This is a genomic window from Legionella dresdenensis, from assembly GCF_042649825.1.
Lineage (GTDB): Bacteria > Pseudomonadota > Gammaproteobacteria > Legionellales > Legionellaceae > Legionella_C > Legionella_C dresdenensis.
In genome coordinates, this window is the sequence record NZ_JBHSAB010000005.1 from 1 (window position 1) to 14,659 (window position 14,659).

Below are 14,659 nucleotides of genomic sequence, written 5' to 3' on the forward strand. Positions count from 1 at the left end.
TTAAATTGGCTAATTGGATTCTCTTTGATAAACCGGAGACCAGCTTTTAAAAAAATTGTCCGGCACAAAGGTTGGGTCGTTTTGACCCAACATTGAAAAGAAAGCTTGTCGGGTCGAAACAATCAGTCAATTACCACGCAGGAATCGCCGCATCGCCAAATAATTCTTTTGCCTTATCAGCAACTTCCGTTGAATTCATTGCTTTAACAAACTCTTCAAGTTGCGGTTTTTTATCACTGCCTTTACGAATGACAATCAGATTGGCATAAGGTGAATCCTTGCCTTCGATAATCAGTGCATCCTTACCAGGACTCAGTCCTGCCGGGATAGCAAAGGTGGTATTAATTACAGCTGCATCAACATCAGGCAAAACACGTGGGAGCTGAGCTGCATCCAGTTCCTTGAATTTTAGATGTTTAGGATTCTGCTCAATATCGTCCGGGGTTGTAGCATCAGTGCTTTTAAGGGTAATCAGATTGGCTTTCTGCAATAACAATAATGCTCTCGCTTCATTGCTGGGGTCATTTGGGATGGCAATTGTAGCGTTATCAGCAATGTCTGAAATTGATTTCAATTTTGCTGAATAAAGTCCTGCCGGGTAGACAAATGTTTTACCAATTACTTCCAAATCATAATTATGCGCCTTCATTGCGGCCTGCAAATAAGGAAGATGCTGATAAACGTTGGCATCCAGGCTACCGTCCTGCAACGCTTCATTAGGCAGATTATAATCATTAAACTCAACGATTTTTACGGTTAAGCCATAATTTTTCTGAGCGACGTCACGCGCTGCTTCAACTAATTCGCTTTCCGGGCCAGCAATAGTTCCGATTGTCAGGGTATTTGGCGAGGGCTTATTGCAGCCTGCCAGACCAAGTACTAATAAAATAACTCCAAAAATTCGCATGTATCCTCCAGACTGTTTAGCTATGAGTGTATTTATTGGCTAGTTTGTCGCCAGCCATTTGTAATAATTGCACGATGACAACCAGAACCAGCACGGTTGCCAGCATAATTCCCGGGTTAAAACGCTGATAGCCATAGCGAATCGCCAGATCACCCAGACCGCCGCCGCCTACAGTACCTGCCATGGCTGAATAATTGACCAGCGTAATGGCTGTTACAGTAACTGCCTGAATCAAGGCCGGAAATGCTTCGGGTAACAGGATGTGTCTGACCATTTGCCAGGTTGTTACTCCCATCGAGAATCCGGTTTCAATCAGCCCGCGCGGCAAATTTTGATAAGCATTATCCGCAAGGCGTGCGAAAAAGGGGGTTGCGCCCAGTGTTAAAGGCACTATTGCCGCATTTAAACCAATAGATGTGCCAACCAGAAGCCGGGTTACCGGAATCAGGGCAACCAGTAAAATGATAAACGGAACTGAACGACAGAAATTGATTAAACCAGAGAGAAACCCGTAAAGCGCAGGGTGGCGCTTGATCCGGCTACTGCTGAAAAGCAGCGTACCCAATGGCAGGCCCAGCAGAACAGCAAGAGCAGTACTGATAATTACCATGTACAGGGTTTCGCCTGTGGCAACCAGTAAATCATAAAACAGAATCAGTGACATACCCTAAAATCTCCACAGTTAAATTTGCCTTGTTGCAACGTTCAATAAATTGAGCAAGCAACTGTTCATCTGCAAACAGTTCGACAATCAATACACCGCAAGTAATGGAATTAAAGCGGTCAATATTGGCCATCAGAATATTAATATCAATCGGTAATTCCCGGCTGGTCTGGCTTATAAAAGGCACAGTCGCATTGTCATCCTGAAAAAACAGGCGCAACACGGGTTTATCGGTTGGAGTGATTCCCAGACGACTGCTCAAGCATGTGGGCAATTCGGGACTAAGCTGGCTGTAAAGCATAGCTTTAGCCTGACTGTCCGGGTTATTAAAAATATTGGATAATGGTACTAATTCTATAATTTTGCCGTTTTCCATCAACGCCAGGCGATGACAAATCCGCTTGACTACTTCCATTTCATGCGTAATTAACACGATAGTAATGCCATAAAGCTGATTAATTTTTTTCAGCAGGGCAAGGATAGATTCAGTCGTTTTGGGATCAAGGGCAGAGGTAGCCTCATCGCAGAGCAGAATTTTAGGCGAACAGGTTAAAGCACGTGCAATCGCTACCCGTTGCTTTTGCCCGCCGCTTAATTGAGCAGGGTAGGCATCCCGTTTATGATCCAGCTCAACCAGCGGCAATAATTCATCAATTTTCTCGCGAATCATGTCTTCGGGAATGCCTTGAATCCGCATAGGCAAAGCGATATTGTCATAAACCGTTTTGGAGCTCAGCAGGTTGAAATGCTGAAATATCATTGCCATTTTATGACGGGCCTGACGAAGACCGGATTCATTTAACTTAGTGATATTATAATTATCAACGATAACGTCGCCATTATCAGGCCGCTCCAGCAGGTTAATACTTCTTAACAGAGTCGATTTACCAGCTCCGCTAGTGCCGATAATGCCGAAGATTTCGCCTTCCTGAATAAAAAGGTTGATATCCGAGAGTGCTTTGGTGGGTCCAAACGATTTGTTTACTGCAATTAATTCTATCATGATCTTAATCAACTTCTGGAAAACTGCGGCGGGAAGTTGCTAAGGAGGGGAAAGCGCCCGCTTTAGCCGAATTTACAATAACAAGTGTTATTGAGCGCCCGCAAGCTAGTTTTCAAATCGGCGCAAAGAACGGAGTATAACCTGAATTTGTTATAAACAGAAGTATTTTTGTAGGTTAGGTTATGGTTGACAATCCAATCGCTTCTTGGCACCCTTAACGCGATTTTATGCAAGGAGAAGCAATCGTGAAAAAAATTCTGTTAGCCGCCGCAGCCAGTCTGGCTTTAAATGCTCATGCCGCTGAACTTAAACAATTTGGTGAGATCGCCAATGCTGTTGATAATGGCAAGCAACTGACTATTGTTATAAAACTGAAACAGTGTGAAGCCGATATTCCGGTTATGGATATCAGTACAGCTGTTACACCAAACGCAATGATGCGCGTAGGCGATAAAATGATCACTGCCTCTGACCGTCATTTTAGTTTAAATGACCCAATGGCAAATGGTTTACCGACTTTTGGCTATGTGAAATATACTCTTTTGGCTGATAGCCGCGCCAGTGTAAAGGTTACCCTGATGCATGCCACTGATTATAGCAAGATCGCTGAATATGAAATCCGTTGCCAGTTAGGCGAAGGCTTGTCGGTTTTTGATAATCAAAAGTAACATTTACCCTCTCCCCAGCCCTCTCCCGATACGGGAGAGGGGGATTAAAAGGCAAGCTAATTTACCCTCTCCCCAGCCCTCTCCCGATACGGGAGAGGGGGATTAAAAGGCAAGCTAATTTACCCTCTCCCCAGCCCTCTCCCGATACGGGAGAGGGGGGTTAAAAGACAAGCTAATTTACCCTCTCCCCCAGCCCTCTCCCGATACGGGAGAGGGGGGTTAAAAGACAAGCTAATTTACCCTCTCCCCCAGCCCTCTCCCGATACGGGAGAGGAGGGTTAAAAGACAAGCTAATTTACCCTCTCCCCAGCCCTCTCCCGATACGGGAGGGGGGGTTAAAAGACAAGCTAATTTACCCTCTCCCCAGCCCTATAATAAGGGTGAGGCTCGCTAATTCCCCTCTCCCGTATCGGGAGAGGGGTAGGGGAGAGGGTAAAAAACTAATGCTCCTTACTCTTCACCAGCAAAAGATTAACCCATGCAATACTTAACGCCGAAACCAACAACGTTACATGAATAATAACCTGCCACATAATATTATTATTCGTCAATTTAGCCGGATCAATAAACGTCCTGAGCAAATGAATAGAGGAAATCCCGATTAAAGCCAGTGCCAGTTTAAGTTTCATGGCGCCTGCATCCAGGTGATCAAGCCATTCAGGCTGATCCGGATGTGCATGCAGCTCCAGTTTGGAAACAAAGGTTTCATACCCGCCCATGGTCACCATAATCAATAGATTGGCAATCATCACTACATCAATTAAATCAAGCACTCCAAGCATGATTTGAGTGTCGGTTACCCCATTCAGATGTGAAACAAGATGATAAAGCTCACCGATAAAGCGATAGGCATAAACGGCAAGAATAATAATTAAACCGAAATAAAGCGGTAACTGCAGCCAACGGCTTGCAAACATTACCCGGCTTAAAAACTGCTTGGTTTGATTCATGTTTTACTCCAGGAGATTATTCTGCGCGAGCCGAACGGCTCATTAAATTATTGACCGCCTCAGAGGGGGTAATTTTATCTTCAAGCAGATCCTTGATTTGGGTACAAATCGGCATTTCAACTGCAACTTTGCCCGCCAGATTATGAACCTGCAATGCATTATGCGCGCCCTCAACAACCTGACCAATTTTATCGGCGGCCTCGGTTTTATTAATTCCCTGGCCAATTAACAGTCCAAACCGCCGGTTGCGTGACTGATCATCGGTACAGGTTAAAACCAGATCGCCAACACCCGCCAAGCCAAGAAAAGTCTCCTGCCGTGCTCCTAATGCTTGTCCCAGCCGGCTCATTTCAGCTAACCCGCGGGTTATAAGAGCGGCTTTAGCGTTAGCGCCATAGCCCAGACCATCGCTTATGCCGCAGGCAATTGCCAGCACATTTTTGACGGCTCCGCATAATTGAACGCCAATCATATCGTTACTGAGATAAGCTCTGATATTCGCCTGATGGATAAGTTGGTGTAACTGCTGTTGGAATGGCGCATTATTACTGGCAATTGTTAATGCAGTCGGCAGCAATCGAGCAACTTCCCTGGCAAAGGAAGGGCCGGAAATAATAGCCGCAGGGTATGCCGCTCCCCATTTTGATGCAACAAGATGGCTTAATAGTTCATTTGATTCTGGATCAAGTCCCTTTGTAAGCCAGGCAATCCCGTTCGCTGGTTTTTCCAGTTTTGATAATAATTGCGCAAAAGCATGAGAGGGTACAGCGATAATTAAATAATCTGCCTGCATACATTCAGCAAGATCGCTTGTCGGCTGTAGTAAAGCAGGAAATTCGACACCGGGCAGATAAAACTGGTTTGCCCGTTCTTTTTTGATAACCTCAACCTGCTGGGGGCGGTGTCCCCAGAGTAAGGTACGGTTGCCAATAGTAGCCAGATGAATGGCAACTGCTGTTCCCCAGGAACCTGCTCCTAATATGGCAACCGTTTGATTAGACATAATTAATGAGTAACTTCAGCTTCGGTTTCTTGTTTACGTTGTTCCAACTGCTGCATATACAGCGCATCAAAATTGATTGGCGCAAGTACCAGCTGAGGGAAGCTGCCGCGGATAACCTGAGAGGTGATTGCTTCACGCGCATAAGGGAAGAGAATGTTTGGGCAGAAACTTCCTAATAAATGATCCAGTTGCTGTGTTACTGTACCCTGAATTGTGAAAATACCAGCTTGTTTGACTTCAGCCAGAAATGCAATAGCATTTTTGTTTTTAACGGTTGCAGTAACAGTCAGTATCACTTCATAAATACCAGCCTCAAGTTCGCGATGTTCAGTATTTAAATCCAGAGATAACTCAGGCTCCCATTGTTGTTGAAACACAGCTGGCGCACCTGGCGCTTCAAAAGAAGCATCTTTTAAATAAACGCGCTGAATCATGAATTGCGCTTCGATATCTTGTTCCTGTACTTTTTGATCACTCATCTTCAATTCCTGTTATTTTAATAGTTCATCAAGCCGCCCTTCACGTTCAAGGGCATATAAATCATCACAACCGCCGACATGATGATCGTTAATGAAAATTTGCGGTACAGTTTGGCGTCCGCTTTTCTTCATCATTTCTTCACGCAAATTATCGTCGTTATCAACTCTGATTTCCTGATATGCCGCTTTTTTGCGATCAAGTAACTGTTTAGCGCTGACACAATAAGGACAGTAACCGGTTGTATATACAATTACATTTGCCATTTTATTTTCCTTTTACCAGAGGTAAATCAGCAGCCTGCCATGCAGCCATACCGCCGGCAAGTACGATTACATCTGTAAATTGATGTTCTTTCAATTTAGCAGCCAGGGCTGGCGATTGCAAACCCTGGGCACAGACCAGGACTAGTGTTTTGTCTTTATATTTGTCCAGTTTACTTTGTTCAATATCGTCTTTGGCGACATTAACGGCATTGATAATATGGCCTTTGCGGAAGCTTTCCTGATCACGCAAGTCAATAATTACCGCTTTGTCTTCGTTAATCATGCCTACCGCAATCCGTGGCGATATTTCCCGGGCACGTTTCTTTCGGGCAAGCAGTTCGTTAATGACGATTAACAATAAAACGATAATTAAACCGGTAAACAGCTGCCAATGATTAGTAATAAACTGGGTAAATTGTGCCATAGTGTATCCGATTAACAATAATAACTGCGCGAATTATCCTTGGAACAAGGATTTAACGCAAGCGTTTCACCGTCTATTTTTAGCCATCTCCTGCAGCCGTTTAATCCGTTCTGCGGTTAAGGGATGAGTTGCAAAAAGCTCAGCCATTTTCTCGCCGCTTAATGGATTTACGATGAATAAATGAGCGGTACTGGGATGGGTTTCGGCATCCTGAAAATGGCTGTTACGGTTATTAATTTCAAGTTTTGCCAAAGCGCTGGCAAGCCATAGTGGATTACCGCATAATCGCGCTCCCGCCGCATCGGCTTCAAATTCACGGGAGCGCGAAACGGCCATCTGAATTAAGCTTGCCGCTATTGGCGCAAGGATCATGGTCGCAAGCGCGGCAATCGGGTTGGGATGAGACTCATCCGATGCGCGTGCTGTTGCTGATGCCCACATGAACATATTGGCCACGCTGCTTATAGCCCCAGCCAGTGTGGCTGCAATAACGCTGATTAAGGTGTCGCGGTTTGTAATATGCGACATTTCATGCGCCAGTACGCCGGTCAACTCTTCAGACGACATGCGGTTAAATAAACCGGAGGTGACGGCAATGCTGGCATGTTCCGGATTTCTGCCGGTAGCAAAAGCGTTAGGTACCGGATTATCAATCAGATACACTTTCGGAGTTGGAATCCCGGCCTTGGTTGCCAACTGTGACACAATACGGTAGATAGGGTGATTATCCTGTAACGGCTGCGCGTTATACATACGCAGCACCATTTGATCAGAAAACCAGTACGCGCCGAAGTTCATAATTGCAGTAAAAACAAGAGCGATAATCAGTCCGGTTTCACCGCCAAGCAGGCCGCCAATAACCAGTAGTAAAGCAGTCAAGCCTGCCAGCAGCATAAATGTTTTTACATTATTCATTACCTTTCTCCCTGCCTGGATAGAGTTTTACGCCTTGCCCTCATAAAAAGCCATAACTTCGGTTAACGGCTGTCCGACAGAGGCAGAAGGCGCTTTAATCATGAGTATCGCCGATAAGGTCGCAGCAATATCAGTCGTTCTGACCGGCCGTGAGATATGCTGTGCCTTAAATAATGGATTAACGAATAATAATGGCACATAGCTGTCATACTGCCAAGGTGTACCATGACTGACCCGTAACGCTTTCTCCGCCAGATCCTGGTAAGCTGGCGGTACCAGATACAGGTCGCCGGTACGGTTCGGGAATCCCATGCGGTCTACTTTTTCAGTCAGCCAATCCTTTTCAGTGCTTGCCAAGGGCAGGGGGTAAGCCTGAAATATGCCTGGATATTGCCGCAGCTGTTCTGCCAGATAACGGGTAACAGCGGCCAGAGAAAGATGCTGTTTGCTAATGATTGTGTGATCAAGGTAGACATAGGGCGGGCTGATGCCCTGCAGGCTTTCGGCAGGCAGATTAAATTTATCAGCGAGTAAAGCTGTTATCTTCTCCCGAAGGTCGCTGGTTTTAATGGCCGGAATCTGCGTGATATGATTTTTGGCAAGATAATCCGGAGTATCCGTTACACCATGATCTGCGGTTAATACAATTAATGTATTTTTAAGGCCAACTTGCTGATCAAGTTGCTTCAAAACTTTGGCCATGGTTTTATCCAGACGCAACAGATTATCTTCCGATTCCAGGCTGTTTGGTCCAAACTGGTGGCCAATAGCATCTACAGCTGAAAAACTGATAGCCAGATAATCGGTTTTGCCCGGAGTTTGCCCCAGTTTTTCTGACTTGAGCAGATCCATAGCGAAATCAGCGGTTAGTTCATCGGCGTTTGGGGTCATGGAAAGAAGTTTGTAATATAGCGGACGTTCCGGGTTGCCGGTGTGGTGAGGAAAGCTTACGCCAAATTCAGAGTAAGTATGGTGAAATATCGGCTCATGGGCAAAGCGATATTGATTGGCTGGTTTGGATAATGTCCAGGTCTCATTAACGGCATCATAATGCGCATTCCAGTCCTGTACCCATTGCGGGTATTTGGTATAGTAATAATCACTGGTGATAAAACCGCCGTTGACTTTGTCAAACCAGAATGCTTTACCTGCATGTCCAGCCAGCGTAATGGCAGAACGATCCTTGAGTGAAACGCCAAATGCCCGTCCTTTTTGCGACAAAATTATTTCATCACTGAACGTTGATGCAACAAGATTGCGCGGTGAACTGCCGGGCGGGGCTACTTTAGTACGGACAGTGGGTAATATTTTTACCGCATCATCATCAACACAATAGACTTCCTTACCCGATTGCCGATCAATCCAGCTGTTACTGACTATGCCATGCAGGGCAGGGTAGCTGCCGGTGGCGATAGTTGAATGGCCTACGCAAGTGACTGTATTGGCATGAGGATGGTGGGCATTATGAAAATCCAGGCTATGGGCCAGCAGGTAATTAAAACCCTCACTGCCAAATTGATCCTGATATTGATGAATCAGATCCCCGCGTAATTGATCGACAACAATCTGTACAATCAGTTTAGGCTGGGCTGGTTCGGCAATCAGTGCACTCGAAGCTAGCATCATTATTAGCGATAATGGTTTTTTCATAATATCTCCATCGGCAACAAAATCGAATGCGCTAATCGTAAGGGAGTTTAAGACGCTGGTAAATGATTTTTTTACTATTCCCCAAATGGCTTCGCCAAAATCCGGCACTGGTTTATCAGAGAATAAAAAATTCACTGTAAAACCCCATGACGAACAGAAATATTTGGTTTACACTGTTGCAAAACAAGGAACCTGAATTGGATTTTATATAACAAGGACAAGGAGCTATTATGCCAGCACAGTTTGTAAAATATGACGACCTCCCTGAAGAATTCAGGAAAATTGTTATCGCATACGTTAAACACACAAACCCTTCCCATACTCTCCCGCCAAGTGCGCCTATTGAAGATCTGATTAATGCAATACCAGATGGTTATCATGGACCGCAATTGCATTTCTTAAATGACGCACTTAAAGATATGAGGGCAACATTTGAGGGCCTGAATAGCGACATGGCCGAGTTGCAGACTGTAATTGATGAAAATGAAGCAATTCTGAAAAACCAAAGCGCTCTTCCTAAAAAACAGAAACAGGACGAAATACGCAAGGAAATAGATGAGGCCAAAGTTAATCTTGCGGCGATAAAGGAAGCAATTGCAGCGAAAAAAATTGAGATAGAGAAAAATTTCTGCACAGCAGCGCTCATGGTACAGGATGTATGTAAAGAAGGGAGTTATTTGAAAAAGTCGCTTCTGGCATCCAAAATTCTGCCGAAAGATTTATTAAACAATAATGCGATCATGCTTGACGCATTGAAATCAGGACTCAGATATTTTCACGGTAAATTGTTTACTCAGACCATGGGTTTCAATAGCGAGCAATATAAAAATACACCTGACAAAGATGTATTAAAGTTATGGACAAAAGGCGCCGGATTATATCAATCTACAATCATTGCTGTCATTAAAGATTTGGTTGGTAAATTACCTCCGGCTCCATCAAGAGATAGCGGTAAAAAAGCCGAGACAGCTAAGTCAATCAACCTGCGAGTGATCGATCCCGATTTTGAAGACATAGTCACTGCTATAGAACATGCCAAGGCAGAATACGATGGGCTTAACCATGGTCATGCTACAAATCCGGAGCGGCTATATGTCTGGGATTTTCTTGATGATGCCATTCAGGCATTACGCGAAAAAGGGCAGGCTTTAAAAAAAGATATTGACAGCATGCAGAAACAAAAAGGAGCTCCGGAGGCTATAAAGAAAGCTCGGCAAGAAGCTAGCGAATTAATTAGATCACAGCTGTTAGGGTGTGTTCAGCTAGTCATGTCGCAACTAGAGAAAATATATAAGAGGGCGCGCACTGGATCCGATACGCATAAAGTACTGCAAGCCGTATTCTACGCCTACCATCCGGAAGGAATCAAGAAAGCAGAAATTGTTACCTACATCGTTGCCGGTCTGGATTTTGTTAGAGAGTTTCTGGCTAAACCCAAGGCTGCGCAAAAAGGTTGCCTGTTATATAAAGATTCTCGCACTGCCTTTGAAAAAATGATTTCTGAGGCGAGTGAGATGTGGTTTCAGCATATCACAACCTTCCATGAAGATAATAAGTATGCGCAATTAGATCAGTACATAGAGCGAATGGATAAGCAAGTAGCTCAGTCAGATACTGCGAAAACGCAAAAAACTTCCTGGATTCCCTCTGTTAAAAGTGTAACACAGGTATTATTTTGGGGAAGTTCGAAAAAGGAATTACTTGACGCAGCGCCTGTTGCAGCATCTGTTCCATCGAAAGATGTTTCTAAAGGAAAAGAAGTCGAAGAGCCTGAAGAAGAAGTAGCCGATAATTCAACCAGCCTTACGGGCTAATCTGATAGCGCCTCTTAATTGAGGCGCCTTATTTATCTTATGACAGCATATCCCTGCTCAATCCAGCTTAAAATACCGCCATCTATCGAATAAAGTTGTTTATATCCCATCTCCGCCAAACGTTCCGCAGCATACAATGAACGCACGCCTCCCTTACAATGCAGGTAAACAGGCTGATTTAAGTCTTTCACGCGGCTGGCGATTTTTGCAGGCAATTCATCCTTTTGAATATGAATAGCGCCTGGAATCCGCGCTTCCTGCCATTCGTAATCTTCCCTGACATCAATCAGGCAGAGATTAGTGTCCTGATCCATGCGTTGCTTTAATTCGTTTACGTCTATGGTCTGTATGGTATTAGCGTTCATAATGTACCTCTCGTGCCGGTGGGCGGGTTAGTGTGGAATGGTGAATAAACCAGTATATCGCAGCGGTCATCACCCCGCCAAGCAACGCGGCAAAAGCCCAGGTGCTTGCCGATACCAGCGCTGGTTTTTGCCCGAGTTGATACAGTTTTCCCGCATCACGGGCAATAGCCCCGGCAAACAATAAATGGATAAGTGCATTAACGAGCAGGAGTAGCCAACGCAGAGTATCAATCTGGGGAGCGTATTGCTGAATAAAAGTATTAATCATAATAATAGGTTAGAAAAGGCAACATTCGGCAATCATACCAAATTGCAGTTATAGAAAACCAGTTGTGAATTCAAAATGAACATTGGTCAAAACGACCCAACCTGCATGATTGCGGGATCACCCTGGAAACTGTATAGTAATCGCTTCCAGTTGCACTATGAGAATAATAATAAGATGAACGTGAATTATGTTCCGGTACCGCATTTGACTACAGTGCATTCGGGGCCGTTATACCATATCGAACAGGTTTTACTGGATAAAGTCGCTACGATTGAAGCATGGTTTCGGGAAAAATGGCAACAGACGCCCCCTCCATTGACTTCCTCGGTTGATTTACGTCATGCCGGTTTTAAACTGTCGCCAGTAGATACCAATTTATATCCGGCCGGTTTTAATAATTTAAATCGTGATTTTCTGCCGCTTTGCGTACAGGCGGCGCAATCGGTACTGATGGATTATTTGCCGACATGCCGAAACATTTTGTTGTTGCCGGAAAACCATACCCGTAACAAATTTTATCTCGATAGCCTTGCAATATTGCGATCTATCCTGACTCAGGCCGGATTTGTAGTCCGCATAGGCAGCCTTGATCCTACCGTGACATCGCCGCTGGAAATGACCAATAACTCAGGCGAAACACTGGTATTTGAGCCGCTGATAAGAAAGGGCGACTGCGTGGGGCTTGCTGATTTTGACGCCTGCTTACTGGTATTAAACAATGATTTATCAACTGGTGTTCCCGAGATTCTGCAGGGTCTTAAACAGCGTATCCGGCCTACAGCCAAACTTGGCTGGTCAAGCCGGTTAAAATCTTCTCATTTTCAATATTTTGATGATGTAGCCAATGAGTTTTGCAAGCTGGTTGATCTTGACCCCTGGGTAATCAATCCCTGTTTCAAGGCCGTAGAAGGAGTCGATTTTATGGCTCAGGAAGGGATGGATAATCTGATAAGCGAAGTTGATCGAATTTTACAAATCATCAAAGATAAATATACGGCATATAATATTAACCAGCGGCCATTTGTTATCGTCAAAGCGGATAATGGTACTTACGGCATGAGTGTGATGACGGTGTATGATGCCAAAGAATTAACGGAGTTAAACCGTAAACAGCGCACCCGGATGTCCGCTAGCAAAGGTAGCCAGAAAGTTGAGCGTGTGCTTATTCAGGAAGGCGTCTATACTTTTGAAACCATGCCTGATGGGGCTGTAGCAGAGCCGGTTGTGTATATGATTGGACAATTTGTTGTCGGTGGATTCTACCGAGTGCATAAAGAGCGTGGTATGGATGAAAACCTTAATGCGCCCGGCATGCATTTCGAGCCGCTGGCATTTGCCCAGGCTTGTAATACGCCAAGAGGCGATCTCAAGCCGCTGGATTGTCCAAATCGTTTTTACGCTTACGGCGTCATTGCTCGCTTGGCCGCTTTGGCTGCTGCCCGGGAAATTGAAGCCATTGGAGGCGAATAATGAAACTAGCGGTTTTAATGGATCCTGTTCATCATATTAAACCGTATAAAGATACGACAGTTGCAATGCTGATGAGCGCTCAGGAACTGGGATGGGAGTGCTATTATTTTACCCCGGTTGATCTCGCTTGCCGGCAGAATCGTGCTTATGCGATAGTTTCCTCAATAACGGTTAAAGACGATCACAGTGCAGATTGGGCGGAAACCGCTGTAGTCGGCGAAATGGCGCTTGCTGATTTTAATATAATATTGATGCGTAAAGATCCGCCATTTGATATGGAATATATATACGCAACCTATGCGCTGGAACTGGCGGAACGCGAGGGCGTGCTGGTGGCAAACCGGCCGCAGAGCCTGCGTGACGCCAATGAGAAATTCTTTGCCATGCATTTTCCGCAATGTTGCCCGGAAACGCTGGTTTCAAAAAACATGGCCAGTTTGCGGTCGTTCTGGCAACAGCATAAAAAGGTGATATTTAAACCATTGGAAGGGATGGGCGGCAGTGCAATTTTTTATGTCGATGAACAAGGTACTAATCTGCCGGTGATACTGGAAGTATTGACAAAGAATCAGACTGTGACGATTATGGCGCAGCAATACATCCCGGAAATTAAGAATAAGGGCGACAAACGGATTATACTCGTGAATGGCGAACCTGTACCCTATGCGTTAGCCAGGATGCCAGCCAATGGGGAGTTACGCGGGAATCTGGCAGCGGGCGCCAAGGGAGAAGTTGTGCCGTTAACTGAGCGCGATTATTGGATCTGCCGGCAGATTGGTCCTGAACTAAGCGCCAGAGGCCTTTATTTTGTCGGTATCGATGTGATTGGAGATTATCTAACGGAGATTAACGTCACAAGCCCTACTTGCGCTCGTGAAATTTCAGCGGCGACGGGCATTGATATTACAGGTAATTTTTTGCGGGCATTAAAAAATTTACCTGGCAATTTTAGTTAAACTTAGGCAGAATGGATACGCACTTTTACGGATGATTATGCGCAATCGTCTGGATATATAAATCTATGCAAAGATAAAAGGGGATTGTTTATGAAGATTAAATTAGTCGCTGCCGCATTGAGCCTTGCCATGTCAACGGCTTTTGCTGCTGATACTGCTACAACTACTAATGCTGCTGCTATGCTGGGTACTGACACTGACAAATTATCTTACAGTATCGGTGCTGATCTCGGTAAGAATTTTAAAAAGCAGGGCATTGAAATCAGCCCGGCAGCAATGACTAAAGGCCTGCAGGATGGTATTTCTGGCGGCCAATTACTGCTTACTGAAGATCAAATGAAAGACGTTTTAAACAAATTCCAAAAAGATCTGATGGCTAAACGCGCTAGTGAAATGACTAAAAAAGCCGGTGAGAACAAAGCTAAAGGCGATGCGTTTCTTGCTCAAAACAAAAGCAAAGAAGGCGTAGTGACTCTGCCAAGCGGTTTACAGTATAAAGTTCTTGAAGCTGGTAACGGCGCAAAACCATCAAGAGATGACACTGTAACTGTAGAATACACTGGCCGTTTAATTAATGGTGAAGTTTTTGACAGCACTGAAAAAGCAGGCAAACCAGCCACATTCAAAGTATCTCAGGTCATTCCTGGCTGGACTGAAGCTCTCCAATTAATGCCTTCCGGTTCAACCTGGGAAGTTTATGTCCCTTCTTCTCTGGCTTATGGCGAGCGTAGCATCGGTGGCCCAATCGGTCCAAATGAAACTTTAATTTTCAAAATTCATTTGATCTCTGTTAAAAAATCTGACGCTTAATTTGTACGTTGGGTCGTTTTGACCCAACACCGACGACCTTGAATCAGAC

Annotated in this window: 17 protein-coding genes; 5 read left to right on the top strand and 12 right to left on the bottom strand. The window is 44.8% G+C overall.

Going from position 1 to position 14,659, the window contains the following annotated elements; translation table 11 throughout:
* Positions 1 to 130 precede the first annotated feature (130 nt).
* From ACFORL_RS04845 to ACFORL_RS04855, 3 genes are read right to left on the bottom strand one after another with little or no spacing between them, the layout of a single operon-like run.
* Positions 131 to 907 carry a MetQ/NlpA family ABC transporter substrate-binding protein gene (locus ACFORL_RS04845; RefSeq protein WP_382341659.1) on the bottom strand — a complete coding sequence of 259 codons (777 nt, stop codon included), beginning with the start codon at positions 905 to 907 and terminating at the stop codon, positions 131 to 133.
* 16 nt (positions 908 to 923) lie between these two features.
* Positions 924 to 1,571, bottom strand: a complete 648-nt coding sequence (locus tag ACFORL_RS04850) for a methionine ABC transporter permease (RefSeq protein WP_382341661.1) — start codon at positions 1,569 to 1,571, stop codon at positions 924 to 926.
* Positions 1,549 to 2,574 carry a methionine ABC transporter ATP-binding protein gene (locus ACFORL_RS04855; RefSeq protein WP_382341663.1) on the bottom strand — a complete coding sequence of 342 codons (1,026 nt, stop codon included), beginning with the start codon at positions 2,572 to 2,574 and terminating at the stop codon, positions 1,549 to 1,551. The genes ACFORL_RS04850 and ACFORL_RS04855 overlap by 23 nt, the downstream gene beginning before the upstream one ends.
* Before the next feature lie 245 nt (positions 2,575 to 2,819).
* On the opposite strand from ACFORL_RS04855, the gene ACFORL_RS04860 reads away from it, so the two are divergent.
* Positions 2,820 to 3,242 carry a VirK family protein gene (locus tag ACFORL_RS04860; RefSeq protein WP_382341664.1) on the top strand — a complete coding sequence of 141 codons (423 nt, stop codon included), beginning with the start codon at positions 2,820 to 2,822 and terminating at the stop codon, positions 3,240 to 3,242.
* 440 nt (positions 3,243 to 3,682) lie between these two features.
* On the opposite strand, the gene ACFORL_RS04865 is transcribed toward ACFORL_RS04860, so the two are convergent.
* The 7 genes from ACFORL_RS04865 to ACFORL_RS04895 all read right to left on the bottom strand — a co-directional run bounded on the left by ACFORL_RS04865 (position 3,683) and on the right by ACFORL_RS04895 (position 8,927).
* Complete coding sequence (locus tag ACFORL_RS04865; RefSeq protein WP_382341665.1) at positions 3,683 to 4,192, bottom strand: TIGR00645 family protein; 510 nt, start codon at positions 4,190 to 4,192, stop codon at positions 3,683 to 3,685.
* Between the two features lie 16 nt (positions 4,193 to 4,208).
* Positions 4,209 to 5,195, bottom strand: a complete 987-nt coding sequence (locus tag ACFORL_RS04870) for an NAD(P)H-dependent glycerol-3-phosphate dehydrogenase (RefSeq protein WP_382341666.1) — start codon at positions 5,193 to 5,195, stop codon at positions 4,209 to 4,211.
* A 2-nt stretch (positions 5,196 to 5,197) separates the two neighbouring features.
* The gene (secB, locus tag ACFORL_RS04875) at positions 5,198 to 5,674 is read right to left on the bottom strand and encodes a protein-export chaperone SecB (protein ID WP_382341669.1); all 477 of its coding nucleotides are present in this window, start codon (positions 5,672 to 5,674) and stop codon (positions 5,198 to 5,200) included.
* A 12-nt stretch (positions 5,675 to 5,686) separates the two neighbouring features.
* Positions 5,687 to 5,938, bottom strand: coding sequence for a glutaredoxin 3 (gene grxC / locus ACFORL_RS04880; RefSeq protein WP_382341672.1), 252 nt, complete (start codon positions 5,936 to 5,938; stop codon positions 5,687 to 5,689).
* Position 5,939: 1 nt separating this feature from the next.
* A complete protein-coding gene (locus ACFORL_RS04885; RefSeq protein ID WP_382341674.1) occupies positions 5,940 to 6,362 on the bottom strand; it encodes a rhodanese-like domain-containing protein in 423 nt (140 codons plus the stop codon).
* A 66-nt stretch (positions 6,363 to 6,428) separates the two neighbouring features.
* Entirely contained in the window at positions 6,429 to 7,277 is an 849-nt protein-coding gene (htpX, locus tag ACFORL_RS04890) for a zinc metalloprotease HtpX (protein ID WP_382341676.1), read from the bottom strand.
* A 27-nt stretch (positions 7,278 to 7,304) separates the two neighbouring features.
* Positions 7,305 to 8,927: an alkaline phosphatase family protein gene (locus ACFORL_RS04895; protein WP_382341817.1), complete on the bottom strand. Its 1,623-nt coding sequence runs from the start codon at positions 8,925 to 8,927 to the stop codon at positions 7,305 to 7,307.
* A gap of 230 nt (positions 8,928 to 9,157) precedes the next feature.
* Here ACFORL_RS04895 and ACFORL_RS04900 point away from each other — a divergent pair, with 230 nt between their 5' ends.
* Positions 9,158 to 10,741, top strand: a complete 1,584-nt coding sequence (locus tag ACFORL_RS04900; RefSeq protein ID WP_382341679.1) for a hypothetical protein — start codon at positions 9,158 to 9,160, stop codon at positions 10,739 to 10,741.
* A 32-nt stretch (positions 10,742 to 10,773) separates the two neighbouring features.
* Here ACFORL_RS04900 and ACFORL_RS04905 read toward each other — a convergent pair whose 3' ends face one another.
* Complete coding sequence (locus tag ACFORL_RS04905) at positions 10,774 to 11,106, bottom strand: rhodanese-like domain-containing protein (protein ID WP_382341681.1); 333 nt, start codon at positions 11,104 to 11,106, stop codon at positions 10,774 to 10,776.
* A complete protein-coding gene (locus ACFORL_RS04910; RefSeq protein WP_382341683.1) occupies positions 11,096 to 11,374 on the bottom strand; it encodes a hypothetical protein in 279 nt (92 codons plus the stop codon). The genes ACFORL_RS04905 and ACFORL_RS04910 overlap by 11 nt, the downstream gene beginning before the upstream one ends.
* A gap of 174 nt (positions 11,375 to 11,548) precedes the next feature.
* On the opposite strand from ACFORL_RS04910, the gene gshA reads away from it, so the two are divergent.
* From gshA to ACFORL_RS04925, 3 genes are all read left to right on the top strand, one after another.
* Positions 11,549 to 12,844 carry a glutamate--cysteine ligase gene (gshA, locus tag ACFORL_RS04915; protein ID WP_382341820.1) on the top strand — a complete coding sequence of 432 codons (1,296 nt, stop codon included), beginning with the start codon at positions 11,549 to 11,551 and terminating at the stop codon, positions 12,842 to 12,844.
* Positions 12,844 to 13,800 (top strand): glutathione synthase, encoded by a 957-nt coding sequence (gene gshB, locus ACFORL_RS04920; RefSeq protein ID WP_382341685.1) that lies wholly within the window; start codon positions 12,844 to 12,846, stop codon positions 13,798 to 13,800. Before gshA ends, gshB begins: the two co-directional genes overlap by 1 nt.
* Positions 13,801 to 13,890: 90 nt before the next feature.
* Entirely contained in the window at positions 13,891 to 14,610 is a 720-nt protein-coding gene (locus ACFORL_RS04925; RefSeq protein ID WP_382341687.1) for an FKBP-type peptidyl-prolyl cis-trans isomerase N-terminal domain-containing protein, read from the top strand.
* Positions 14,611 to 14,659 lie beyond the last annotated feature (49 nt).

Excerpts from the sequence above, each read along its gene's own strand:
- grxC (WP_382341672.1), bottom strand. The coding sequence starts at position 5,938 with ATGGCAAATGTAATTGTATATACAACCGGTTACTGTCCTTATTGTGTC.
- gshB (WP_382341685.1), top strand. The coding sequence starts at position 12,844 with ATGAAACTAGCGGTTTTAATGGATCCTGTTCATCATATTAAACCGTAT.
- ACFORL_RS04885 (WP_382341674.1), bottom strand. The coding sequence starts at position 6,362 with ATGGCACAATTTACCCAGTTTATTACTAATCATTGGCAGCTGTTTACC.
- htpX (WP_382341676.1), bottom strand. The coding sequence starts at position 7,277 with ATGAATAATGTAAAAACATTTATGCTGCTGGCAGGCTTGACTGCTTTA.
- ACFORL_RS04910 (WP_382341683.1), bottom strand. The coding sequence starts at position 11,374 with ATGATTAATACTTTTATTCAGCAATACGCTCCCCAGATTGATACTCTG.
- ACFORL_RS04870 (WP_382341666.1), bottom strand. The coding sequence starts at position 5,195 with ATGTCTAATCAAACGGTTGCCATATTAGGAGCAGGTTCCTGGGGAACA.
- ACFORL_RS04845 (WP_382341659.1), bottom strand. The coding sequence starts at position 907 with ATGCGAATTTTTGGAGTTATTTTATTAGTACTTGGTCTGGCAGGCTGC.
- ACFORL_RS04865 (WP_382341665.1), bottom strand. The coding sequence starts at position 4,192 with ATGAATCAAACCAAGCAGTTTTTAAGCCGGGTAATGTTTGCAAGCCGT.
- ACFORL_RS04900 (WP_382341679.1), top strand. The coding sequence starts at position 9,158 with ATGCCAGCACAGTTTGTAAAATATGACGACCTCCCTGAAGAATTCAGG.
- gshA (WP_382341820.1), top strand. The coding sequence starts at position 11,549 with ATGAACGTGAATTATGTTCCGGTACCGCATTTGACTACAGTGCATTCG.
- secB (WP_382341669.1), bottom strand. The coding sequence starts at position 5,674 with ATGAGTGATCAAAAAGTACAGGAACAAGATATCGAAGCGCAATTCATG.
- ACFORL_RS04895 (WP_382341817.1), bottom strand. The coding sequence starts at position 8,927 with ATGAAAAAACCATTATCGCTAATAATGATGCTAGCTTCGAGTGCACTG.
- ACFORL_RS04855 (WP_382341663.1), bottom strand. The coding sequence starts at position 2,574 with ATGATAGAATTAATTGCAGTAAACAAATCGTTTGGACCCACCAAAGCA.
- ACFORL_RS04850 (WP_382341661.1), bottom strand. The coding sequence starts at position 1,571 with ATGTCACTGATTCTGTTTTATGATTTACTGGTTGCCACAGGCGAAACC.
- ACFORL_RS04925 (WP_382341687.1), top strand. The coding sequence starts at position 13,891 with ATGAAGATTAAATTAGTCGCTGCCGCATTGAGCCTTGCCATGTCAACG.
- ACFORL_RS04905 (WP_382341681.1), bottom strand. The coding sequence starts at position 11,106 with ATGAACGCTAATACCATACAGACCATAGACGTAAACGAATTAAAGCAA.